This is a genomic window from Streptomyces sp. NPDC093065 (genome assembly GCF_044754585.1).
Taxonomy (GTDB): domain Bacteria; phylum Actinomycetota; class Actinomycetes; order Streptomycetales; family Streptomycetaceae; genus Streptomyces.
This window is the reverse complement of sequence record NZ_JBIVPJ010000007.1, coordinates 192,862-214,767: the sequence shown is the minus strand read 5'-3', so window position 1 is coordinate 214,767 and position 21,906 is coordinate 192,862. Positions and strand designations below refer to the sequence as shown.

18 protein-coding genes and 1 pseudogene are annotated in these 21,906 nt (G+C 72.2%); 13 read left to right on the top strand and 6 right to left on the bottom strand.

The features are described from left to right. Window positions 1–6: 6 nt before the first annotated feature. Complete coding sequence (locus tag ACIQFU_RS15225; protein ID WP_402551709.1) at window positions 7–801, bottom strand: metal-dependent hydrolase; 795 nt, start codon at window positions 799–801, stop codon at window positions 7–9. A gap of 145 nt (window positions 802–946) precedes the next feature. Between ACIQFU_RS15225 and ACIQFU_RS15220 the strand changes: the two genes are divergently transcribed. Together ACIQFU_RS15220 and ACIQFU_RS15215 are read left to right on the top strand one after the other, a co-directional pair. Next, window positions 947–3,460 carry a DEAD/DEAH box helicase gene (locus ACIQFU_RS15220; protein WP_402551707.1) on the top strand — a complete coding sequence of 838 codons (2,514 nt, stop codon included), beginning with the start codon at window positions 947–949 and terminating at the stop codon, window positions 3,458–3,460. 19 nt (window positions 3,461–3,479) lie between these two features. Continuing rightward, window positions 3,480–4,346: an acyl-CoA thioesterase gene (locus ACIQFU_RS15215; RefSeq protein ID WP_402551705.1), complete on the top strand. Its 867-nt coding sequence runs from the start codon at window positions 3,480–3,482 to the stop codon at window positions 4,344–4,346. Between the two features lie 134 nt (window positions 4,347–4,480). On the opposite strand, the gene ACIQFU_RS15210 is transcribed toward ACIQFU_RS15215, so the two are convergent. Together ACIQFU_RS15210 and ACIQFU_RS15205 are read right to left on the bottom strand one after the other, a co-directional pair. Beyond that, on the bottom strand, window positions 4,481–5,347 hold the full coding sequence (locus ACIQFU_RS15210; RefSeq protein WP_402551704.1) for a DUF6397 family protein: 867 nt from the start codon (window positions 5,345–5,347) through the stop codon (window positions 4,481–4,483). A gap of 137 nt (window positions 5,348–5,484) precedes the next feature. After that, window positions 5,485–5,898: a roadblock/LC7 domain-containing protein gene (locus ACIQFU_RS15205; RefSeq protein ID WP_402551702.1), complete on the bottom strand. Its 414-nt coding sequence runs from the start codon at window positions 5,896–5,898 to the stop codon at window positions 5,485–5,487. Window positions 5,899–6,006: 108 nt separating this feature from the next. Here ACIQFU_RS15205 and ACIQFU_RS15200 point away from each other — a divergent pair, with 108 nt between their 5' ends. From ACIQFU_RS15200 to ACIQFU_RS15190, 3 genes and pseudogenes are all read left to right on the top strand, one after another. Further along, on the top strand, window positions 6,007–6,435 hold the full coding sequence (locus ACIQFU_RS15200) for a PPOX class F420-dependent oxidoreductase (RefSeq protein WP_402551700.1): 429 nt from the start codon (window positions 6,007–6,009) through the stop codon (window positions 6,433–6,435). Between the two features lie 638 nt (window positions 6,436–7,073). Further along, window positions 7,074–7,673: a class I SAM-dependent methyltransferase gene (locus tag ACIQFU_RS15195; RefSeq protein ID WP_402551699.1), complete on the top strand. Its 600-nt coding sequence runs from the start codon at window positions 7,074–7,076 to the stop codon at window positions 7,671–7,673. Window positions 7,674–7,733: 60 nt separating this feature from the next. After that, window positions 7,734–8,063 (top strand): annotated as a pseudogene (locus ACIQFU_RS15190) (PadR family transcriptional regulator); the annotation flags it as partial. Here ACIQFU_RS15190 and ACIQFU_RS15185 read toward each other — a convergent pair. Further along, on the bottom strand, window positions 8,049–8,948 hold the full coding sequence (locus ACIQFU_RS15185; RefSeq protein ID WP_402551697.1) for an oxygenase MpaB family protein: 900 nt from the start codon (window positions 8,946–8,948) through the stop codon (window positions 8,049–8,051). The pseudogene ACIQFU_RS15190 and the gene ACIQFU_RS15185 overlap by 15 nt on opposite strands. Window positions 8,949–9,042: 94 nt before the next feature. Between ACIQFU_RS15185 and ACIQFU_RS15180 the strand changes: the two genes are divergently transcribed. Beyond that, window positions 9,043–9,348: a hypothetical protein gene (locus ACIQFU_RS15180; protein WP_402551695.1), complete on the top strand. Its 306-nt coding sequence runs from the start codon at window positions 9,043–9,045 to the stop codon at window positions 9,346–9,348. A gap of 141 nt (window positions 9,349–9,489) precedes the next feature. Then, the gene (locus ACIQFU_RS15175; RefSeq protein WP_402551693.1) at window positions 9,490–10,404 is read left to right on the top strand and encodes a hypothetical protein; all 915 of its coding nucleotides are present in this window, start codon (window positions 9,490–9,492) and stop codon (window positions 10,402–10,404) included. A 55-nt stretch (window positions 10,405–10,459) separates the two neighbouring features. Here the strand turns inward: ACIQFU_RS15175 and ACIQFU_RS15170 are convergent, their stop codons facing one another. After that, window positions 10,460–10,642: a hypothetical protein gene (locus tag ACIQFU_RS15170; RefSeq protein WP_402551691.1), complete on the bottom strand. Its 183-nt coding sequence runs from the start codon at window positions 10,640–10,642 to the stop codon at window positions 10,460–10,462. Window positions 10,643–10,913: 271 nt separating this feature from the next. Here ACIQFU_RS15170 and ACIQFU_RS15165 point away from each other — a divergent pair, with 271 nt between their 5' ends. Beyond that, window positions 10,914–13,778 (top strand): DEAD/DEAH box helicase, encoded by a 2,865-nt coding sequence (locus ACIQFU_RS15165; RefSeq protein WP_402551925.1) that lies wholly within the window; start codon window positions 10,914–10,916, stop codon window positions 13,776–13,778. Next, window positions 13,775–15,040: an SWF or SNF family helicase gene (locus tag ACIQFU_RS15160; RefSeq protein WP_402551689.1), complete on the top strand. Its 1,266-nt coding sequence runs from the start codon at window positions 13,775–13,777 to the stop codon at window positions 15,038–15,040. The genes ACIQFU_RS15165 and ACIQFU_RS15160 overlap by 4 nt, the downstream gene beginning before the upstream one ends. 149 nt (window positions 15,041–15,189) lie before the next feature. Here ACIQFU_RS15160 and xylA read toward each other — a convergent pair whose 3' ends face one another. Further along, window positions 15,190–16,353 (bottom strand): xylose isomerase, encoded by a 1,164-nt coding sequence (gene xylA / locus ACIQFU_RS15155; protein WP_402551688.1) that lies wholly within the window; start codon window positions 16,351–16,353, stop codon window positions 15,190–15,192. Window positions 16,354–16,508: 155 nt separating this feature from the next. Between xylA and xylB the strand changes: the two genes are divergently transcribed. The 4 genes from xylB to ACIQFU_RS15135 all read left to right on the top strand — a co-directional run bounded on the left by xylB (window position 16,509) and on the right by ACIQFU_RS15135 (window position 21,861). After that, window positions 16,509–17,954 (top strand): xylulokinase, encoded by a 1,446-nt coding sequence (gene xylB, locus ACIQFU_RS15150; RefSeq protein ID WP_402551686.1) that lies wholly within the window; start codon window positions 16,509–16,511, stop codon window positions 17,952–17,954. Window positions 17,955–18,207: 253 nt separating this feature from the next. Continuing rightward, the gene (locus ACIQFU_RS15145; protein ID WP_402551684.1) at window positions 18,208–19,416 is read left to right on the top strand and encodes an ROK family protein; all 1,209 of its coding nucleotides are present in this window, start codon (window positions 18,208–18,210) and stop codon (window positions 19,414–19,416) included. 447 nt (window positions 19,417–19,863) lie between these two features. After that, on the top strand, window positions 19,864–20,469 hold the full coding sequence (locus tag ACIQFU_RS15140; RefSeq protein ID WP_402551682.1) for an N-acetylmuramoyl-L-alanine amidase: 606 nt from the start codon (window positions 19,864–19,866) through the stop codon (window positions 20,467–20,469). A gap of 132 nt (window positions 20,470–20,601) precedes the next feature. Then, a complete protein-coding gene (locus tag ACIQFU_RS15135) occupies window positions 20,602–21,861 on the top strand; it encodes a GAF domain-containing protein (RefSeq protein ID WP_402551680.1) in 1,260 nt (419 codons plus the stop codon). Window positions 21,862–21,906 lie beyond the last annotated feature (45 nt).

Below are 21,906 nucleotides of genomic sequence, written 5' to 3'. Positions count from 1 at the left end.
CGTCGCTCAGATGTAGTTGAGTGCCGCCGCGCCGCCCACTCCGCCGAGCAGCATGAACACCGGCATCAGTACCTTCAGCTCCACCCAGCTGCCGGCCCGGAACCGGATGGCCTTCGGCGGCCCGATGGGGTACCAGCGCTTGCGGCCCACGGGTATCGGCCAGAGTATCGGGCACCCGGAGACGGTCAGCGCGTCCCCGATGTCGTGCACCAGCGCGCCGAGCACGATCGGCAGCCCCAGCCACAGGTACTCCTGGCCCGGCGCGGTGAACAGCCAGTCCGCGCCGCCGTCCGGCTTGTCCAGGATTCCGGCGAGGATCCATGCGCTGGTGCCGGCCAGCAGCCAGACCAGCACGTCGCTGCTGGAGCCCCGGGTGGCCCGCCAGAGCAGGCCCTCGATGGCCAGCACCATGTGGACGAAGAGGATCGCCAGGACCGCCCAGCGCCCGCCCGTGATGGCCAGGACCGAAGTGCCTCCGCCGATCAGGACCGCCCACAGCCAGGTGTGGGTCAGCGTGCGGTGTCCGCCCGAGCGGCGCGGGTCGCCCCGCTTCTTGGTGGCCTTGTAGACGGCGTAGGACAGCTTGTCGACGATCTCGCACAGCCCCCGAGAGACCGGTCCGAAGGCGCGGGAGATGGTGGCCGCCTTGTGGTCGAGGTCCGGGGCGAGCGCCGCCCCGGCGCAGATCAGGGCTCCGGCGAGCAGCACCGGCCAGGGCATCGGATGTCCCGCGGCGGCGGTCGCCGCTCCGACGCCGAGCCACGCCGCGGCGCCCGACAGTGAGTGTGCTGGTCCCATCATCGCCGTTGCCCGCCCCATTCCTCGTGTGCCGCTGTGCAGTTGTCCGGTTCCGCGCTTGCCGCGTCGGCGACCCAGCGTAGCGTTCGTGATCTTCACGCGGACAGCCGATTCCCCCATCGCGGCCCGGGGCAGGCAAGATGGGGGCGTGACCCTCATCGATCAGCTGCCGCGGACCGCCGACCCCGATGCCCTGTACGAAGCCTTCGAGGCGTGGGCCGAGGAGCGCGGTCTCACGCTCTACCCCCATCAGGAGGAGGCGCTGATCGAGGTGGTCTCCGGCGCGAACGTCATCGTGTCGACGCCCACCGGCTCCGGCAAGAGCATGATCGCGGCGGGCGCGCACTTCGCCGCTCTTGCCCGGGACGAGGTCACTTTCTACACGGCTCCGATCAAGGCGCTGGTGTCGGAGAAGTTCTTCGAGCTGTGCAAGATCTTCGGCACCGAGAACGTGGGCATGCTGACCGGCGACGCCTCCGTGAACTCCGATGCCCCCGTCATCTGCTGCACCGCCGAGGTCTTGGCATCGATCGCGCTGCGTGACGGCAAGCACGCGGACATCGGCCAGGTCGTCATGGACGAGTTCCACTTCTACGCGGAGCCGGACCGCGGCTGGGCCTGGCAGATCCCTCTGCTGGAACTGCCGCAGGCCCAGTTCGTCCTGATGTCGGCGACGCTCGGTGACGTCTCGTTCTTCGAGAAGGACCTCGCGCGCCGCACCGGCCGCCCCACCTCGGTGGTCCGCTCGGCGACCCGCCCGGTGCCGCTGTCCTACGAGTTCCGCTACACCCCGCTCACCGAGACGCTCACCGATCTGCTGTCGGCCCGGCAGGCCCCCGTGTACATCGTGCACTTCACCCAGGCGCAGGCCGTGGAGCGGGCGCAGGCGCTCATGAGCATCAACATGTGCACGCGGGAGGAGAAGGAGCGGATCGCCGAGCTGATCGGCAACTTCCGCTTCACCACGAAGTTCGGCCGCAATCTCTCCCGCTACGTGCGGCACGGCATCGGGGTTCACCACGCCGGCATGCTGCCCAAGTACCGGCGACTGGTGGAGAAGCTCGCGCAGGCCGGCCTGCTGAAGGTGATCTGTGGGACGGACACGCTGGGCGTGGGCGTCAACGTCCCGATCCGGACCGTGCTGTTCACCGCGCTGACCAAGTACGACGGCACCCGGGTCCGCACGCTGAGGGCCAGGGAGTTCCACCAGATCGCCGGCCGGGCCGGGCGCGCCGGGTTCGACACGGAGGGTTTTGTCGTCGCTCAGGCGCCCGAGCACGTCGTCGAGAACGAGAAGGCGCTCGCCAAGGCCGGTGACGACCCGAAGAAGCGGCGCAAGGTCGTCCGGAAGAAGGCTCCCGAGGGCTTCGTGGCCTGGTCGGAGAGCACGTTCGAGAAGCTCATCGGCTCCCAGCCGGAGCCGCTGACCTCCCGCTTCCGGGTCACGCACACCATGCTGCTGTCGGTGATCGCCCGTCCCGGCGACGCCTTCTCCGCGATGCGGCACCTGCTGGAGGACAACCACGAGCCGCGCAGGCAGCAGCTCAGGCACATCCGGCGGGCGATCGCCATCTACCGCTCGCTGCTGGACGGCGGCATCGTGGAAAAACTCGACAAGCCGGACGCCGAAGGACGCATCGTACGTCTCACGGTGGACCTGCAGCAGGACTTCGCGCTGAACCAGCCGCTGTCCACGTTCGCCCTGGCCGCTTTCGAGCTGCTGGACCCGGAGTCGCCGTCGTACGCGCTGGACATGGTGTCGGTCGTGGAGTCCACGCTGGACGATCCGCGGCAGATCCTCGCCGCCCAGCAGAACAAGGCGCGCGGTGAGGCCGTGGCCGCGATGAAGGCGGACGGGGTCGAGTACGAGGAGCGCATGGAGCGCCTCCAGGACATCACGTACCCGAAGCCCTTGGAGGAGCTGCTCTTCCACGCCTACGACACGTACCGCAGGAGCCACCCCTGGGTCGGTGACCACCCGCTGTCCCCGAAGTCGGTCATCCGCGACATGTACGAGCGGGCACTGACCTTCACCGAGCTGGTCTCCCACTACGAACTGGCCCGCACCGAGGGCATCGTGCTGCGCTACCTGGCCAGCGCCTACAAGGCCCTCGATCACACCGTCCCGGACGACCTGAAGTCCGAGGACCTGCAGGACCTGATCGAGTGGCTCGGCGAGATGGTGCGTCAGGTCGACTCCAGTCTCCTCGACGAGTGGGAGCAGCTCGCCAACCCGGAGGAGATGACCGCCGAGGAGGCTCAGGAGAAGGCCGACCAGGTACGACCGGTCACCGCCAACTCGCGCGCCTTCCGTGTCCTGGTCCGCAACGCCATGTTCCGCCGTGTCGAGCTCGCCGCCCTCGACCAGGTCGGTGAGCTGGGCGAGATGGACGCCGACGCCGGCTGGGACGCCGACGCGTGGGGCGAGGCCATGGACAAGTACTGGGACGAGTACGACGACCTCGGCACCGGCCCTGACGCCCGCGGTCCGAAACTGCTGCTCATCGAGGAGGAGCCGCGGAACGGGCTGTGGCGTGTGCGGCAGATCTTCGACGACCCGAACGACGACCACGACTGGGGCATCAGCGCGGAGGTCGACCTCACCGCCTCCGACTCGGAGGGTCGTGCGGTCGTCCGGGTCACCGATGTCGGCCAGCTGTGAGCACAGGAGAACCCTGCCCATGACGAATCCGGCCGAGAGCCTCGTCGCACTGCTCGACCTGGAGCAGATCGAGGTCAACATCTTCCGTGGCCGCAGCCCCGAGGAGTCGCTGCAGCGGGTCTTCGGCGGCCAGGTGGCCGGCCAGGCACTCGTCGCCGCGGGCCGCACCACCGACGGCGATCGCCCGGTGCACTCGCTGCACGCGTACTTCCTGCGGCCCGGTCGCCCGGGTGTGCCGATCGTGTACCAGGTCGAACGGGACCGGGACGGACGGTCGTTCACCACCCGCCGGGTCACCGCCGTGCAGCAGGGCCGCACGATCTTCACGCTCACCGCCTCCTTTCACAAGCCTGAGCAGGGGAGTTTCGAGCACCAGTTGCCGCCGGCCCGCAAGGTCCCGGATCCCGAGTCCCTGCCGACGGTCGCCGAAGAGGTACGGGAGCACCTGGGCGCACTGCCGGAGCAGCTGGAGCGGATGGCACGCCGCCAGCCCTTCGACATCCGGTACGTCGACCGGCTGCGCTGGAGCCCCGAGGAGGTCGAGGGCGCCGAGCCCCGCAGCGCCGTGTGGATGCGCGCGGTGGGGCCGCTCGGCGACGACCCGCTCGTGCACACCTGCGCCCTGACCTACGCCAGCGACATGACGCTCCTGGACGCCGTGCGCATCCCGGTGGAACCGCTGTGGGGTCCCCGGGGGTTCGACATGGCGTCGCTGGACCACGCCATGTGGTTCCATCGGCCGTTTCGGGCGGACGAGTGGTTCCTGTACGACCAGGAGTCGCCGATCGCGACCGGTGGGCGCGGTCTGGCCCGTGGTCGGATCTACGACACGGAGGGACGGATGCTGGTGTCCGTCGTCCAGGAAGGCCTCTTCCGGTCGCTGTAGGTCAGGAGTCTCTGCGCCACAGCCGGCCGAGCAGACCGCTCAGCCGTCCGGGTCGTTCCGCTTGGCGCGGGCCCGTGTTCTCCGTGTCGTGCCGCACGCCCACCCGCGTCTCGCGCGGCAGGGGCTCCCCCGCCTCATCCGGCCCGTCCCCGGGGCCGGGCCGGACCGGCACGGCGCGCAGGGCCGGGCGGGGGGGCCGGAGACTGCCGACGGGCCGCTTCCACCGCGTCCGCCAGGTCGGAGCGGAGCCAGTCGATCTCGTCCTGGTCCGCAGCCGTCACGATCTCCTCGGCGAGCTGTGCGGCCGGGGAGCCCGGCGAGCCGTGCGCCGCCGGCGCGGGCCGGGACCGGCGCAGACGAGAGCGCTCGTAGGGGTCGGTGACGACGTCCGAGACCTCTGCGGCGTCGAGCAGGGACGCCACGGCCGCGGCCCGGGCCCAGGGGTCGTCGGCCGACTGGCGGAGCAGAAAGCCCAGGTGCCTTCCGCGCCAGTTGCGGGGCCGCAGATCCAGCCCCTCCCCCAGCTGGGTACGGAGGGCTTCCGCTGTGCGGCCCTTCAGCAGTGCGGCGTTTCGCTCGTCGGCGGCGAACCGCCGCAGCTCCTCGGCCAGATACAGCCAGACGACGGCTCGGTACCGGTTGACATAGAACTTCACCGGCACCAGCAGTCCCAGCCGGGCCAGACGGGTGAACCGTGCCCTGGTCACGTCCATGAGGGCCGCACCCTCCGTGGTGCCAACGGTCCGGACATCGGCCCGGAGCCCCTCGGGGAAGCCGTTCGCCGCCCGGATCCGGTCGATCTCGGTGCGGGGGACTCGCCGCCCGCCTCCCGTGTCGTCGGGTACCGTACGGATCCGGCCGAGGTGCACCGCGAGGTCGAACTCGCTGCGTTTGAGCCCCAGTTGCCGTGCCGCGCGATTCGGCGCGACGGCGGCGTCGCGGGCGGTGCCGGTCCGCTCGGCGGCTGCGGCGGTCCTGTGCGTGACGGTGGTGCCGGACATGGTTCGTCTCCCCCGTGGAGTGTGTGGCAGGCGCTGTTCGCACCCGCTGACACAAAACCGTAGCCGCAGCCGCGTCATCCGTGGCAGGCCTGTGGAAAACCTCGCGTCCGACCCCAGCAATGGGCTGAAAGCCCAGGTCAGAGCTCGGTCGGCGATATGTGTCCCGGCTGCCGCGCATCGACGTCGAGGTGCTCGCCCACCCGGTTCACGAGCAGCGTCATCTCGTACGCGATCTGCCCGATGTCGGCCTCCGCTCCGCTGAGCACGCACAGGCAGCTGCCCGCACCCGCAGCGGTGACGAACAGCACGGCGTCGTCGAACTCGACCATCGTCTGGCGCACCTGACCGGCGCCGAAGTGCCGGCCCGAGCCCTTGGCCAGGCTGTGCAGCCCGGACGAGACGGCGGCGAGGTGCTCGGCGTCCTCGCGCCGAAGGCCGGTGCTCGCTCCGGTCACCAATCCGTCGTTGGACAGGACCAACGCGTGCCGTACGTGCTCGACACGCGCCGTCAGATCGTCAAGCAGCCAGCCGAGTCCCTGGTTCTGCACCATGGTCCGATATCTCCCCGTGTCTCCCCGTACGCGTTGCCTCCCCCTGGCCGGGGGATCCGTCCGCCAGCCTTCACCACGCCCGTGCTCCGGGCAAGGAGGATGGGGGGCATGGCACAGAAGATGACCGATGAGGAATGGCGGGCGTTCGTCTCGGACGGCACCCGCACCGGAAAGCTCTGCACCGTTCGGGCCGACGGAAGCCCGCATGTGGCGCCCATCTGGTTCCTGCTGGACGGGGACGACTTGGTGTTCAACACCGGCAAGGACACCGTGAAGGGGCGCAATCTGGTCCGTGACGGCCGCATCGCCCTGTGCGTGGACGACGACCGGCCGCCCTTCCACTTCGTGGTGCTGCAGGGCCGCGCGCGGATCTCGGAGGATCCGGGCGAGTTGCGGCACTGGGCCGCCCGCATCGGCGCACGGTACATGGGCGAGGAGCGCGCCGAGGAGTTCGGTGCGCGCAACGGTGTTCCGGGCGAACTCCTCGTCCGAGTCACCGTGGACAAGGTCCTGGCCCAGAAGTCGGTGGCGGACTGAGGGCCGGCTGTCCCGGCCACCGGGCCGGTCGGCGGACGGAGCCGAGGAGCCGGGCGGTGTGCACGCGCACAGGTCGATCAGTGTCCGGTGTTCCGGTCCGGGCGCGCTGTCGCCCGCGTCCGGTGCACCGGCTGCGCGCGTGACGAGGGCGATCGGATCGAACCGCGCTCCCGTGGGGCCGGCCGGTCGCGGACGGCCGACGCCGGCGCCACGGGTGGCGGCCGGGGAAGGGGTCCGGCCTCGTTGGCGCACCACTTGCTGCCCGGTCGCCGCGCCGTGGTCTCCCGACCGTGCGGTCGGTGCCCGGCGTCGGCTCCCGGTAGTCGGCGCCGGGCACCGAAGGCGGATCGGTCGCATGGCGGACGGCTGCGGACCGCTCGGCCTGCAGGGCGGCGACGGCGTTGCTGACGAGCGCCGGGGCACGGGCATCCACGCGCTGAACCTGCCGCTGCCGGGAGACGACCTGCGCGGTGGTCCACGTGGCCCGTGGGCCCCGGACGGCAGTCCGGAACGGGCGCACGGTGAGGGCGCGCTTCGAAGGTGTGGTCATCTGACGCGGAGGAGCGCTGGAACGAACGTTTCAGGCTCGAACGTGTGCGCTGCGGCATCTTCCGCGCTCTCGGGGGATCATGCGGAGCATGAGTGACGACCACACGCACGTCCAGGAATTCTTCGGCTCCCGGGCCGCCGACTGGGACCGCCGGTTCCCGGACGACGGTCCGGCCTACGCGGCCGCGGTCGCCGACCTGGGGCTTCGCAAGGGTGATCGCGTGCTCGACGCGGGTTGCGGCACCGGGCGCGCCCTGCCCCCGCTGCGTGCGGCCGTGGGGCCCTCGGGGCTGGTCGTCGGCGCCGATCTGACACCTGCCATGCTCCAGGCCGCCGTACGGGCCGGGAGGGACCGCGACGGACGTCTGCTGCTGACCGACGTGGCCGCGCTGCCGCTTCGTTCGCAGTCGCTCGACGCGGTGTTCGCGGCGGGTCTCGTCGCCCACCTGCCCGACCCGGCCGGGAATCTGCGGGAGTTGGCGCGCGTCGTGCGTCCGGGCGGCGTTCTGGCACTCTTCCACCCGATCGGCCGGGCGGCGCTGGCGGCCCGGCAGGGGCGGCGGCTCACTTCGGACGACCTGCGTGCCGAGCCCAGCCTCCGTCCGCTGCTGACCGGTTCCGGGTGGGACATGACGGTGTACGTCGACGAGGATGCCCGTTTCCTGACCCTGGCGGTCCGAGCGGGCTGAGTCAGCCCCGCCCGGCCACCGCCGCCGCGAACGCGTCGGGCCGGTCGGGCACGACGTTGCCACGTCCTGACGCTCACCGAGGAGGGCCGGCGGGAGCTGCACCGACGGCTCGCCGAGCCCGCTCGGCGCGACATCAGCGACGAGAACCGCTGGTTCACCGTGCTCGCCTTCCTCCGGCACCTGGACGACGCGGCCGCACAGGCCGTCGTACTGCGCCGTCGGCTGACGTTCCTGGAGGAGCCCGCGAGCATCTTCTACGACGGGGACCGGCCCCTGAGCGCCGAGGAGTTGGACGACCCTTTCCGGCGTGGCGTACTGACCGTCGCGCGGGCCACCTCGCGCGCCGAACTCAGCTGGCTGCGCGAGACGATCGCTTCACTCGACGGCTGACGTGTCGATGTGGCGGACCGGGCAGCCCCTGATGCCGGGGACCGGGCGGGTGCCCAGCTCCGCCAGCCGGTAGCCGTTCGGGTAGCCCTTGATCTCCCTGTTCTGACGGGCATGGTGCGGAGCGCGCCTCGGGGGCAGCAGGCGGACCGCGCGCCCGCGCAGCCTGACGGCACGGCGCACGGCCGCGCGGGTGACAGGGCTGGGCGGTGCGTAGCCGAAGGCCCGCAGGAGGGGCTCGTCGAGCAGGGCGAGGGTACCTGCGCGCAGCAGCGGCGCGAGGGGGCGCGGATACCAGGAGGCCATGAGGTCGAGCGTGGCGTCGGAAACGCGACGCCCACCCTCGTCCCAGGCGAAGTGGGCCGCCTCGTAGGCGTCGAGGCAGGCTTCGAACTCCTCGTAGGAATTGGGAATGTCCTTGATGCCCATGTGCCGGCCCAACGTGCGGTAGTGGACGGCGGAGGCGACGGTCTCGTGGCGGGACATGCGGCGCCAACCGTAGGCGTCGATCCAGCGTTTGGGGATCACGACGAACGTGCACAGGACGTACCGCATGTCGTCGTCGGCGATGTCGTAGCTGCGGTGCATCCGGTTGATGCGCCGGATCGCCGTGCGGCCCTGCTCGCTGTCGAAACCGTGCTCGACGACGGCGTCGAGCAGCAGCGCGGTGTCGTCGTACCGTTTCTGTGGCCGGTCGGTGAACTCCGCCGTCTCGGCGAGCAGCCGGCCGATCCTCGGCACGGCGTAGGTGCGGTAGAGCGCGAGCTCCAGGGCGCGGGCGAAGTCCCAGGGGAATTCGTAGGCCGAGGACAGCCGGTAGATCTCCGACGCGTCCTCGTGGGGATCCATGCGCCTGATCCGTGCCAGTAGTTCGAAGCGCCGCACCATGGACGTCCCCTTCTGCCGTCGGAACTTCAACTCTACGTTGAGTAGCGAGAGATGCACCGTCAGGCAGGGCGATCGCAAGGGGAGGGTGGTCCACTTGTTCGGCAGGATCCGCGAGGCTTGGGACAGATCCCGTACCGCTCGGCGTTCGGCAGCGGCGAAGAACGGACAGGCGGCGGGCGGGTCGCGTTCCCACAACCTGTTCGAGGCCGCCGCCTATGTCGCGGCGTGTGTGGACGACGATCGGGACCGTATCGACGAGGCGGTCGGCCGGGTGTCGCCGGAAGCCCTGTCCTTCGGGGTCAACGAACTGGCGTGCCGGGCGGTGATCGCCCTCGCACGGGAACGGGACGAGCCGCCGCGGGACGTGGCTCGCGCACTCCTGGGGCTGCCCGGTACCTGAGTGCCGCTCCCCGGTACCGAGTGGTCGATTCGCCCCCGTCCAACCGGAAACCTGCAGCTCGGGTGCGTCTGGGAGTCGTGACAAGGGCTTCCCGCGCACACTAGGGTGCCCGCCATTGGACGAACCGATGGGGAGGCTGGGATGGCCGGGACGGACGAGGACGCCGTCGCCGCCGCGGACGATGCGCTCTATGTGCTCACGGCGGTACTGCTGACGCCGGCGAAGTTTCCGAGTGTGCTGGGCGACGACTATCCGGAGGCGTGCGCCGCGCTCGGTCTCCCCCCGCTGGCCGACGGCTACGGCCTGGTGCTCGGCCAGGACGGGGACGGCGCCCGGTGGACCGTCGTCGTCGACGACGTCTCGCTGGTCGCCGTAGCCGTGGCGTCCTGGGACTGCGGCATGGAGTACGACCTGTCCCCGGACGAGCGCTCGGTCGTCACCGCGCTGCCCGGCTGGCCCCTCGCGGTCGCGGTGGCGGCCCCCGGCGTGCCCGTGCCGCACGACCCGGGTCCCGAGTCCGCCGACCAGCCCGCGCTGTGCCCGCCGGACACCAGTGTCTGGGGTCCGGCCCAGCGCCGCCTGGGGGCCGACGAGATCGCCCTCCAGTGGGCGCAGTGGCGGGAGCAGATCGACGACTCGGAGTTCCCGGCTCAGGACGGCGGCGCCGGTTCGGTGGACGGCCCGTCCGACGAGGGGCGATCCGGAGCAGGCACGGGCGGGGGCGCACAGGCCGACGCCTCGGACGATGCCGTTGCCGCGGACGACCGGACCGGTACGGGAACCTCCGGGCACGACGGCGTCCGGCGGGTGCTCGCGGAAGCTCGCGCCTACGTCGACACGCCGCCGCCGCTCGGCCGTGTCCGGTCGTCCTTCGCGCCGGGTGACGCAAGGACGCTGCGCGCGGACGGTCCTGGCTGGTCATTCGTCGCCAGGACCGACGACATCGCCTTCATCCTGCTCGACGAGGAGCCCGGCGAGGTCCTGCCGGTGGGGCGAGGGCCGTCGCTGCCCGGACTCCTGGAGGCGCTGGACAAGATGGCCGTACGTCCGAGCTGACCAGGAGCAGGGAAGGCGTTGACGGCCGAGCCGGTCATATCGCCCCGTCAGCGCCTCAGCGCCCAATTTCCCTGCGCGAGACACGGCGCAGCCTGCGCCGCTGCGAGGGGTCCAGGGCGAGGTAGGCGGCGGCCGGGACTCCCAGGACTATCAGCAGGGCAGCCCACCAGGGCAGCCAGATCAGCAGGATGAGCCCGGCCGCCACGCCACCCGCTGCGACCTTGGCATTGTTCGACATGATGTCGCCTCCTTCGCGGCCACTGCCGCTCTCTGTCCTGAAAACGGGCACGCGCTCCCGGCGGTTCCGTACCCCGCCCCTGAGAACTCCCTGAGGCCGCCCCCTACGCGACCCTGAGGGCACACCGGAGGCCGAGGCCGGAGAGGCACCCGAAACAGCCTCTCCCCTTCTGAATGGTGACCCATGCCATGTCCCGGTCGCAGCTCGCAACCTCGACGATCGGGTACGATCGGCCGCCGCACCCCGGCTAGTCAAATTTGAGGAATACGTCATCGCTGCGCAGAAGACTTCTTTCACCCCCTCAGAGATCTCCGCACTCTTCGGATGCTGCGCCGTTTTCCTGCCCGGCGAACCGGGCCGCACCGGCACGGTCGCGTTCTGGCGGCCCGACGGCGAAGCGCCCGGCGCCCTTCCGTCGGGGGCTCCGGGGAACCTGACGGTCGTGCTGCCCGACGGCGACGGCGTGGAAGCGGTGAGCGTGCCCGCGGTGCTACTGCCGCTGCGGGCCGCCCTGCCGGTGCTCACCCGCGCGCGTGCCGACGCCGGAGGTCACCGGGCATCGGTCTTCTGGGGTGCGGTCGCCGTCGAGGCATTGCACCTCGTGGCGCGCGGGCTGTTGCTGCCCGGCCTGTCCGAGGCCGACCACGACGCCTGGCGCACGGGGCCACTGGACGCGGAGGAGACCGAGCGGATCCGGCATCTCGCCGCCGCCATGCCGCCCGAGGCGCACGCGGTCCCGGTGGACGGCACCGATCCGCTGCGACTGCCCGATCCGGAACACCTGGTGCGGTCCTTCCTGGACGCCGTCGCGGACACGCTGCCCCGCTCCCCCGCCGCCGAGTTCCTGACGGCCGGGCCCGCCTACGCCTCGTGGGAGCCCCGGCGCTCGCCCGAGTTGCGCGAGTGGGCCTCGGACGTCGCCGCGGGACACGACACGGGCGTGCGGCTGTCACTGCGCGTCGAGGTGCGCGGGCTGTCGGCACCGGCTTCCGTGGACGCCCGGCCGACGTTCCGGGTGGTGCCCCAGGTGCACAGCGTCAGCGATCCCGCACTCGTCGCGGACACCGCTGAGGTGTGGGCCGGCACCGTGGGTGAGGCGTTCGGCACGCGCGCGCGGATGGACGCCCTGCTCTCCCTGCGCCGGGCAGCACGGGCCTGGTCCTCCCTCACGCCGCTGCTGTCGGCCGCCGTACCGGACGCCGTCGAGCTCACCGGCGAAGAGGTCACCGAGCTTCTCGGCGCCGGCTCCCGGGCGCTCGCCGGCGCGGGGGTCGACGTCCACTGGCCGAGGGAACTGGCCCGCGACCTGACGGAGCGTGCCGAGGTCGGACCGTCCGACGACGACCCGGCGTCGCGCGCGGCCGCGTCCGAGGCCGGCCGGTCGTTCCTGTCGGCCGACGCGCTGCTGGCCTTCAACTGGACGTTCGCCCTGGGCGGCAAGGGACTCACGCGCGAGGAGCTGGACCTGCTCGCCGAGGCCGATCGCCCCGTCGTGCGCCTGCGCGACCAGTGGGTGCTCGTCGACCCCGAGGAGGCCCACCGCGCCCGTGCCCGGCAGGACCACAAGGTCACGCCGGTCGACGCGCTCGCCGCGGCCCTGACGGGCTCGACGGAGGTCGACGGACGCCGCGTGGAGGTGCGCCCGACGGGTTGGCTGGCGACCCTGCGGGAGCGCCTCGCCGGCCCCGAGGCCCAGGAGGCCGTGGCGCAGCCCGCCGCCCTCGACGCCACGCTGCGCGACTACCAGCGACGGGGACTCGGCTGGCTGGTGCGCATGACGTCGTTGGGGCTCGGTTGCTGTCTTGCGGACGACATGGGACTCGGGAAGACCATCACACTGATCGCCCTGCATCTGCACCGGCAGGCGGACACCGACGCCGCCGGTCCCACCCTGGTGGTCTGCCCGACCTCCCTGATGGGCAACTGGCAGCGGGAGATCGAGCGGTTCGCGCCCGGCACACCGGTGCGCCGCTTCCACGGCACCCGCCGCGACCTCGACGACCTGGCGGACGGCGAGTTCGTGCTGACCACCTACGGGACCATGCGTCTGGACAGCGACCGGCTCGCCGCCGTGCCGTGGGGCATGGTCGTGGCGGACGAGGCGCAGCACGTGAAGAACCCGTACTCCGAAACCGCACGGCAGCTGCGGTCCATCGACGCACGCGCGCGCGTGGCGCTCACCGGCACACCTGTGGAGAACAACCTCTCCGAACTGTGGGCCGTCCTCGACTGGGCCACCCCGGGACTGCTGGGCCGTCTCGGCACCTTCCGCCGGCGCTACGCACAGGCCGTCGAGAGCGGGCAGGACCCCGCCGCCGCGGAGCGGCTGGCCCGGCTCGTACGGCCCTTCCTGCTGCGACGCCGCAAGTCGGACCCCGGGATCGCGCCGGAGCTGCCGCCCAAGACCGAATCGGACCATCCCGTGTCGCTGACCCCCGAGCAGACGGGCCTGTACGAGGCGGTGGTGCGGGAGGCGCTCTCGGAGATCGCCGGCGCCGGACACATGGCACGTCGCGGCATGATCGTGAAGCTGCTGACGAGTCTCAAGCAGATCTGCAACCACCCGGCGCAGTTCCTCAAGGAGGAGCGGCCGAGGATCACCGGCCGCTCCGGGAAGCTGGAGCTGCTGGACGAGTTGCTCGACACGATCCTCGCCGAGGAGGCGAGCGTGCTGGTGTTCACTCAGTACGTGCAGATGGCACGGCTCCTCGAACAGCATCTGGCCGCGCGCGGCGCGTCGTCGCTGTTCCTGCACGGCGGCACGTCCGTCACGGCGCGGGAGTCGATGGTGAGGCGGTTCCAGGACGGTGAGGTCCCGGTCTTCCTGCTGTCGCTCAAGGCGGCCGGCACCGGACTGAACCTCACGCGCGCGGAGCACGTCGTGCACTACGACCGCTGGTGGAACCCGGCCGTCGAGGCACAGGCGACCGACCGGGCCTACCGCATCGGGCAGACCCGCCCCGTGCAGGTGCACCGGCTGATCGCCGAGGGAACCGTCGAGGACCGCATCGCCGCGCTGCTGCACCGCAAGAGGAAACTCGCCGACGCGGTTCTGGGCACGGGCGAGGCGGCTCTCACGGAACTGTCCGACGCGGAACTGGCCGACCTGGTCGAACTGCGAGGGGGTACGCGATGACTCGGTACGACGACGCGGAACGGACGTTCCTCGCACTGCCGCCCGCGCAGGGACGGGGCTTCGCGCAGACCTGGTGGGGCCGCGCCTGGCTGAAGGTGCTGGAGGAAGCGGCGATGGACACGGCACAGGTGAAGGCGGGGCGCCGCCTCGCGCGCGCGGGAGCGGTCGGCGCGGTCTCGGTGCGGCCGGGGCGCATCACCGCGGTCGTCCAGGACCGGGACCGTACGGCGCATCGGGCCGACGTCCTGCTGGAGCGGCTCTCCGACGCCCAATGGGGACGCTTTGTCGACATGACGATCGAGCGGTCCGGGCATGTCGCGGCGCTGCTGGACCGCGACATGCCGCCGCATCTGGTGGAGGACGCCGCGGCGGCGGGCATCGACCTGCTGCCCGGCATGGGCGACTTGGAGCCGGAGTGCGACTGCGGCGCCTGGGACCACTGCGGGCACACCGCGGCGCTCTGCTACCAGGTCGCCAGGCTGCTGGACCAGGACCCCTTCGTCCTGCTGCTGATGCGGGGGCGGGCGGAGAGTGCCGTTCTCGACGCCCTGCAGGCACACGGCCCCGCGGCCGCGGAGGAGGTCGCCGCGCGGACGGAGGGTGTGGACGCCGCGGAGGCGTACGCGGTGGGGCAGATGCTGCCTCCGTTGCCCGCACCTCCCGGTCTCCAGGAGGGCCCGGGTGGACCGCCTGCCCTGGAGACCGAGGCGATGCCTCCGCCCGGCGTCGACCCGTCCGGTCTGGCCTTTCTGGCTTCCCGGACGGCGGTGGAGGCCCATCGTCTGCTCGCCGAAGCCCTGCGGAGCGGGCACGACCGGCAGGCCGTGGGCACGGAGCCGACCGTGGCGCAGGACGCGGTGCGCCTGGCCGCGGGAGACCCCGGACCGGGCGCGCTGGACCGCCTCGGCGAGGGCTCGGGGCGCACGCGGGACGAGCTGACCGTGGCCGTACGCGCGTGGCGGCTCGGCGGCGCGGCCGCTCTGTCCGTGCTCGATGAGGAGTGGGCGGTGGAGGGCGACACACTCGCACGCGCGCGTGCGGCGCTGGAGTCGGCCTGGGAGGAGGACGAGCGGCCGTCCCTGCGGGAGCGGGCCAACCGGTGGACCGTCGTCGGCGCACCGCACCAGCTCCGCCTGGACCACGACGGGCACTGGTGGCCGTACCGCAGGGAGCACGGCCGATGGGTCCCCGCCGGCGGCGCGGCCCAGGACCCGGCGACGGCCCTGGCTTCGGCGGCCCTCGCTGCGGGGGACGAGCCCTGACTCCCCCTCAGGCGCTGCCCCGTTCTGTCTGTTTGTCTCTTTGCTGTCCAGTCCCCCGCGCACGCGTTCCGGACTGCTGACGGTTCGCAAAAGCTCCAGCCCCGTCCGTGCTGGAGGGGGCCGGAGCGTTCGCGCGGAGGCAGGACGGATCAGCGGGCGCCGAGGAGGTGGTCCATGGCGAGCTGGTCGAGGTGCTCGAAGGCCATGCCGCGCGCGGCGGCCGCGTCCACGTCGAAGGTGTCGTAGGCGCTCCGGTCGGCGAGCAGGCCGGCGAGACCGTCCTCGGCGGTGGGCAGGGCCAGCTCGTCCAGCCGGGCCGCGGCCAGGGCCTCCTGCACCTGCGGGTCGGCACGGAAGGCGGCCGCCCGGTCCTTGAGGATCAGGTAGTTGCGCATGCAGCCGGCCGCGGACGCCCACACGCCGTCGAGGTCCTCGGTCCGCGGCGGCTTGAAGTCGAAGTGCCGCGGCCCCGCGTATCCGGCCCGCTCCAGCAGGTCGACGAGCCAGAACGCGGCCCGCAGGTCGCCCGCACCGAACCTCAGATCCTGGTCGTACTTGATGCCCGACTGGCCGTTGAGGTCGATGTGGAAGAGCTTGCCCGCCCACAGCGCCTGCGCGATGCCGTGGGGGAAGTTGAGGCCGGCCATCTGCTCGTGGCCGACTTCCGGGTTCACGCCGTAGAGTTCCGGCCGCTCAAGGCGCTCGATGAAGGCCAGGGCGTGGCCGACCGTCGGGAGCAGGATGTCACCGCGCGGCTCGTTCGGCTTCGGCTCGATCGCGAACTTCAGGTCGTAGCCCTGCTCGGTGACGTACTCGCCCAGCAGGTCGAAGGCCTCCTTCATGCGGTCCAGCGCGTCCCGCACATCCTTGGCGGCGCCGGACTCCGCGCCCTCCCGGCCTCCCCAGGCCACATAGACGCTCGCGCCCAGCTCGACCGCGAGATCGATGTTGCGGATCGTCTTGCGCAGCGCGTAGCGGCGCACGTCCCGGTCGTTGGCCGTGAAGGCGCCGTCCTTGAACACCGGGTGGGTGAACAGGTTCGTCGTCGCCATCGGCACCTTCATGCCGGTCGCGTCCAGCGCCTGCCGGAACCGCTTGATGTGCGCCTCCCGCTCGGTGTCGCTCGACCCGAACGGAATCAGGTCGTCGTCGTGGAACGTGACGCCGTGGGCGCCCAGCTCCGACAGCCGCCGCACGGACTCGGCCGGGTCCAGGGCCCGCCGGGTGGCGTCACCGAACGGGTCACGGCCCTGCCAGCCGACCGTCCACAAACCGAACGTGAACCTGTCCTCGGGAGTGGGCTGGTAGTTCATTCCGCGGCTCCTCACTCGATGCCGATCAATCGCTGCCGACTATTTCGTCATGGCGCTTTACAAATTAGTATGCACACACGGTCCTGGGAAGGGACAAGGTGTCCCCGAAGGAGTGAAGTCCGGGTCCCAGGACCCGCGAAAGAGGGAGAAGCCCGATGTCAGCAGCCGAGGGTCCGCTCGTCGTCGGCGTGGACACGTCCACCCAGTCCACCAAGGCACTGGTCGTCGACGCGGCCACCGGCCGGGTGGTCGCGAGCGGTCAGGCGCCCCACACCGTGTCCTCCGGGGCCGGGCGCGAGAGCGATCCCCGCCAGTGGTGGGACGCGCTGGGCGAGGCCCTGGCCCAGTGCGGCGACGCCGCCCGCGAGGCAGCCGCGGTGTCCATCGGCGGACAGCAGCACGGCCTGGTCACGCTCGACGAGCGGGGCGAGCCGGTACGCCCGGCCCTGCTCTGGAACGACGTGCGCTCGGCCCCGCAGGCCCGCCGGCTGATCGACGAACTGGGTGGGCCCAAGGCCTGGGCGGAGCGCACGGGCAGTGTGCCCAGCGCCTCCTTCACGGTCACCAAGTGGGTCTGGCTGGCCGAGCACGAGCCGGAAGCGGCCCGCGCGGTGAAGGCAGTACGGCTCCCCCACGACTACCTCACCGAGCGCCTCACCGGCGAAGGGACCACCGACCGCGGCGACGTGTCCGGCACGGGTTGGTGGGCGTCGGGTACGGAGGCGTACGACGAGGGGATCCTCGCACGCGTGGGGCTCGATCCGGCGCTGCTGCCCCGGGTCGTCCGGCCCGGCGAGGTCGCCGGTACCGTACGCGACGGCCACGGCCTGCCGTTCGCCAAGGGCACCTTGGTCGCCGCCGGTACCGGGGACAACGCGGCCGCCGCACTGGGCCTCGGACTGCGTCCCGGCGTCCCGGTGATGAGCCTCGGCACCTCGGGCACGGTGTACGCCGTCTCGCAGCACCGGCCCGCCGACCCGACCGGCACCGTGGCGGGCTTCGCCGACGCCCGCGGCGACTGGCTGCCGCTGGCCTGCACCCTCAACTGCACGCTCGCCGTCGACCGCGTCGCGGCCCTGCTCAACCTGGACCGGGAAGCCGTCGAGCCGGGCACCGACGTCACGCTGCTGCCCTTCCTGGACGGGGAGCGCACACCGAACCTCCCGCACTCCACCGGCCTCCTGTACGGCCTGCGCCACGACACGACCGCCGGCCAGCTGCTCCAGGCCGCGTACGACGGCGCCGTGCACTCGCTGCTCGGCGCGCTCGACCTGGTCCTGGACGCCGACGCGGACCCGTCCGCGCCGCTGCTGCTGATCGGCGGCGGTGCTCGGGGGGCGGCCTGGCAGCAGACCGTTCGGCGGCTGTCGGGGCGTCCTGTCCAGATACCGGAGGCCAGGGAACTGGTCGCGCTCGGTGCCGCCGCGCAGGCGGCCGGCCTGCTGACCGGGGAGGACGCGGCCGCGGTCGCCCGGCGTTGGAACACGGCCGCCGGGCCCGTGCTCGATGCGGTGGAACGGGACGAGGCGACGCTGGACCGGATCACCGGGGTACTCTCCGACGCGGCACCACTGCTGGAACGGGACACGGCCTCGCGCTGAGGACGTGCTCGCACGGGTGTGACCACTCGTGAACCGTTCCTGCGGGCGCCGCGGGAACAAATCGCCCCCGGACAGGGTCGTTCGTGGGCACCGCGACCGGCGTGTCCCGCCGTCGGCCGGCGAGCGCGCGGGCCACGGCCAGTGGTCGAGGGACGAGGGTCCGTTTCCGGTCGCCGTCCGCACTCGCTCCGGCGGGGCCGCGGCCCGGGACCGGACCGGACTGAGCGACGACAGACCAAGGACTGACGGAGGCATGACCGCACCGCCGCACGAAGCCCAGCCGGCCCGCCCGGGGCCCCCGCTGCCGAACACTCAGCAGGGAATGCGCCGCCGCAATCTCGCGCGGGTGATGCACGCGGTCAACGCCGAGGGCCCGCTGTCCCGGGCCGCCGTCGCCTCACGGATCGGGCTGACGCGGGCGGCGGTGTCGACCCTCGTGGACGAACTCGTCCGCTCGGGCCTGCTGGAAGAACTGGGCCCCGAGCGCCCCGGCCGGGTGGGCCGCCCCGGGTCCGCGCTGGCCGTCAGTGCGCAGGGCCCGGCCGGTATCGGGGCGGAGGTGGGCGTCGACCATCTCGCGGTCTGCGCGGTCGACCTGCGCGGGCGGGTACGCGCGCGTGCCGTGCGGTACGGAAGCAACCGGGGCCGTTCACCGGAGCCGGTGCTCGAGCAGCTCACCGGCCTGGTGGGACAGGTCGTCTCGGAGGCGGAGACCGAGGGGCTGTGGCCGGCCGGGCTCGCGGTCGCCGTGCCGGGTCTCGTGGCACGGGACGGCCGCACCGTCGTACGCGCCCCGAACCTGGACTGGCACGACGTGGACCTCGGCACGCTGCTGCCCGCGGATCTGCCGCTGACCGTGGACAACGAGGCGAACTTCGGTGCGCTCGCCGAGCTCTGGCTCGGTGACGGCACTCCCCGGGACTTCCTGCACGTCTCGGCCGAGATCGGCATCGGTGCGGCCGTGGTGTTCGACGGCCGGCTGCTGCGCGGCACCCGCGGGTTCGCCGGCGAGCTCGGTCATGTGCCGGTCCGTCCCGACGGGCCGGAATGCGCTTGCGGCGGACGAGGGTGCCTCGAGCAGTACGCGGGTGAGAAGGCGGTACTGCGGGCGGCGGGCGTGGAGCCGGGGGAAGACCGGGTCGGGCTGCTCTCGGGGCGTGCCGCGCAGGGCGACGAGGACGTGCGGCGTGCCCTGCGCGAGGCGGGTACGGCGCTCGGCATCGCCCTGACCGGTGCGGTCAACCTGCTGGACCCCGAGGGAGTGGTGCTCGGCGGCGCCCTCGCCGGACTCGCGCCCTGGCTGGTGCCGTCGCTGCGCGACGAACTCGCCCGGCGCACGGCCGGACCGGCCTGCCCGGTCGCGGTGTCGGAACTGGGTCCGCAGGGACCGCTGCTCGGCGCCGCGCACTCGGTGGTGCGGGCCGTCCTGGACGACCCGGGCGCGGTGGCGCAGCGGGCCTGACACCCGCCCCGCCCCGCCGCCGGCGACGCAGCGATCACACGGGGCAAGCCGCGATCGCCCGGCGCCGTGAGGGACACCGGACGCCGGAGGCCGGCCAACGCTGTGCCGCCGAATACCGCGGCGACAACGACAGCGGCGACGACTGATCCGCCCACCGGGGGAGGTTCCTCGAGAACCTGCCCCGTACTGGCCCGCGCCCCGCGTTCACTCGATCGAGTGAGCGCGGTGTCCACAAGGCGGTGGCTGTCCACGGAACGGCGCGGCGCTCTACTGCGCAACCCCCGCCCCCCGTACGGTGATTCACGCGGACGCACCTCGCCCCCCGGGCGGTCGGAGGTCCGCGTCGGCTTTCCGCTCCGCAACCATGTCGCTCCGTCATGTCGAACAGCTGAGCACCGCCCCCTCCCCCCACCGGGCCCAGGGCCCCACCGACGAAAGGGCAATCCCATGGACAGGGAAAGGACAGCACCCGTTCCGAGCAGGCGGCGGCTCCTCAAGGGTGCCGCGCTGGCCACCGTCCCCTACACCCTGCTCTCCGGCACACGGGCGTCGGCGCAGGTCCGTGCCGTCGACTACCCCTCCGCCGAATGGCAGCCGGCGAACGCGTCCAACTACAGCCGGTCGAGCCGCCCCACGGCCTATCCCCTCGACTACGTGATCGTCCACGTCACTCAGGAGACGTACGCGGACACCCTGTCCATCTTCCGCGATCCGGAGAAACAGGTCTCGGCGCACTACGTCGTGCGGTCCTCCGACGGCCACGTGGCGCAGTGCGTCCGTGAGACGGACATCGCCTGGCACGCCGGCAACTGGGACTACAACACCCGCAGCATCGGGATCGAACACGAGGGCTGGGTGGACCGGCCCGAGTACTTCACCAACGCCCTGTACGAGCAGTCGGCCCGGCTCACCGCGGCGATCTGCACCGCCTACGGCATCCCCAAGGACCGCACGCACATCATCGCCCACCACGAGGTACCCGGCAGCGACCACACGGATCCGGGCCCCTTCTGGGACTGGACCCGCTACATCAGACTGGTCAACTTCGCCTGACCCACTCGCCGCGCTTCGTCCCGTCCACCCGGAACACGGCGTTCGGGTGATCCGGCCGGTCGAAGTGGTTGTCCGAGCGTGTCCGCGGAGTCACGATGTCCCGAAACCGCAACACCGTCCGGGGAGGCCGAGTTGACCGATTCATGGCTGGCTCTGGAACCGGGGGCCGACCCCGCGGAGCGTGCGCGGACCCTGCGACGCGCGCATGAGACGTTCACCGAGGCGGGGACGGTGCCGCGTCCCGTGCGCGCCGTGGTGGCGGATTCGTGGCGGCGATCCGTCCGGGCGGGTGTCGGCCCGGACGGCACCGCGAGTGTGGAGCTGATGGACGGCGACCTCGGCGTCTACCGGTCCGAACACCCGCTGGCGCGGGTGATGCCGCTGGTCCGGGAGCTCCTGGGCACGTTCGCCGCCGACGGCGAGCATCTGCTCGCGGTGTGCGACGCGCACGGCAGGCTGTTGTGGGTAGAGGGCCATCCGGCCACCCGGCGCCGGGCGGGACGGATGAACTTCGTGCCCGGAGCCCGCTGGGCGGAGTCGGCCGTCGGGACGAACGCGCCGGGCACGGCGGTGGCCGTCGGCCGTCCGGTGCAGGTCTTCGCGGCCGAGCACTTCATACGCAGGGTCCAGCCCTGGACCTGCGCCGCCGCTCCGGTGCACGATCCCCGCACCGGGCGGGTGCTCGGCGCCGTGGACATCACCGGCGGGGACGGTCTGGCGCATCCGCACAGCCTGGGTTTCGTACAGGCCGTGGCACGTGCCGCGGAGTCGCAGCTGGCGCTGCTCACTCCCGAGCGGCCCGGAACCGAGTCGGCCGAGCTGACCGCGCTGGGCCGCGACGAGGCGCTGCTGAACGCCGACGGTCGGCGCGTCCGGCTGAGTCGGCGGCACAGTGAGATCGTCGTGCTGCTGGCCCATCACCCGGAGGGCCTGACGGGCGACGAGTTGCTGTGTGCCCTGTACGAGGACGAGACGGTGCCGCCGGTGACACTGCGGGCCGAGCTGGCCCGGCTGCGCGGCATCCTGGGACCCGGCAGGCTGGCCTCCCGGCCGTACCGGCTCACGATGCCCGTCGAGACCGACGCCGCCGTTGTGGATCGACGTCTGGCGGCCGGTGCGGTCACGGGGGCCGCGACAGCCTACGCGGGTCCGCTGCTGCCCGGCTCGCAGGCTCCGGCGGTGCAACGGCTCAGGCGCCGTCTCGCCGACGGCTTGCGGGCGGCGCTGATCGCCTGCGGCGATCCCGACCTGCTGGCCGACTGGGCGCACGCGCCGTGGGGGGAGGACGACCTCGACGTATGGCGCGCACTCGCGGCGGTCCGGCCGACGGCGGCGACCGGCTCCCGGCTCGCGGCGCTGGAGTCCGAGCTGACGGCGGCGGACACGTGGTGAGCGCCCGCCGGCGGGCGCCGCTCACGGAGACCGGACGGTGACGAC

Bases quoted from the DNA above. Each gene is read 5' to 3' on its own strand.
- ACIQFU_RS15225 (WP_402551709.1), bottom strand. From the start codon at position 801: ATGATGGGACCAGCACACTCACTGTCGGGCGCCGCGGCGTGGCTCGGC.
- ACIQFU_RS15215 (WP_402551705.1), top strand. From the start codon at position 3,480: ATGACGAATCCGGCCGAGAGCCTCGTCGCACTGCTCGACCTGGAGCAG.
- ACIQFU_RS15210 (WP_402551704.1), bottom strand. From the start codon at position 5,347: ATGTCCGGCACCACCGTCACGCACAGGACCGCCGCAGCCGCCGAGCGG.
- ACIQFU_RS15205 (WP_402551702.1), bottom strand. From the start codon at position 5,898: ATGGTGCAGAACCAGGGACTCGGCTGGCTGCTTGACGATCTGACGGCG.
- ACIQFU_RS15200 (WP_402551700.1), top strand. From the start codon at position 6,007: ATGGCACAGAAGATGACCGATGAGGAATGGCGGGCGTTCGTCTCGGAC.
- ACIQFU_RS15195 (WP_402551699.1), top strand. From the start codon at position 7,074: ATGAGTGACGACCACACGCACGTCCAGGAATTCTTCGGCTCCCGGGCC.
- ACIQFU_RS15185 (WP_402551697.1), bottom strand. From the start codon at position 8,948: ATGGTGCGGCGCTTCGAACTACTGGCACGGATCAGGCGCATGGATCCC.
- ACIQFU_RS15175 (WP_402551693.1), top strand. From the start codon at position 9,490: ATGGCCGGGACGGACGAGGACGCCGTCGCCGCCGCGGACGATGCGCTC.
- ACIQFU_RS15170 (WP_402551691.1), bottom strand. From the start codon at position 10,642: ATGTCGAACAATGCCAAGGTCGCAGCGGGTGGCGTGGCGGCCGGGCTC.
- ACIQFU_RS15160 (WP_402551689.1), top strand. From the start codon at position 13,775: ATGACTCGGTACGACGACGCGGAACGGACGTTCCTCGCACTGCCGCCC.
- xylA (WP_402551688.1), bottom strand. From the start codon at position 16,353: ATGAACTACCAGCCCACTCCCGAGGACAGGTTCACGTTCGGTTTGTGG.
- xylB (WP_402551686.1), top strand. From the start codon at position 16,509: ATGTCAGCAGCCGAGGGTCCGCTCGTCGTCGGCGTGGACACGTCCACC.
- ACIQFU_RS15145 (WP_402551684.1), top strand. From the start codon at position 18,208: ATGACCGCACCGCCGCACGAAGCCCAGCCGGCCCGCCCGGGGCCCCCG.
- ACIQFU_RS15140 (WP_402551682.1), top strand. From the start codon at position 19,864: ATGGACAGGGAAAGGACAGCACCCGTTCCGAGCAGGCGGCGGCTCCTC.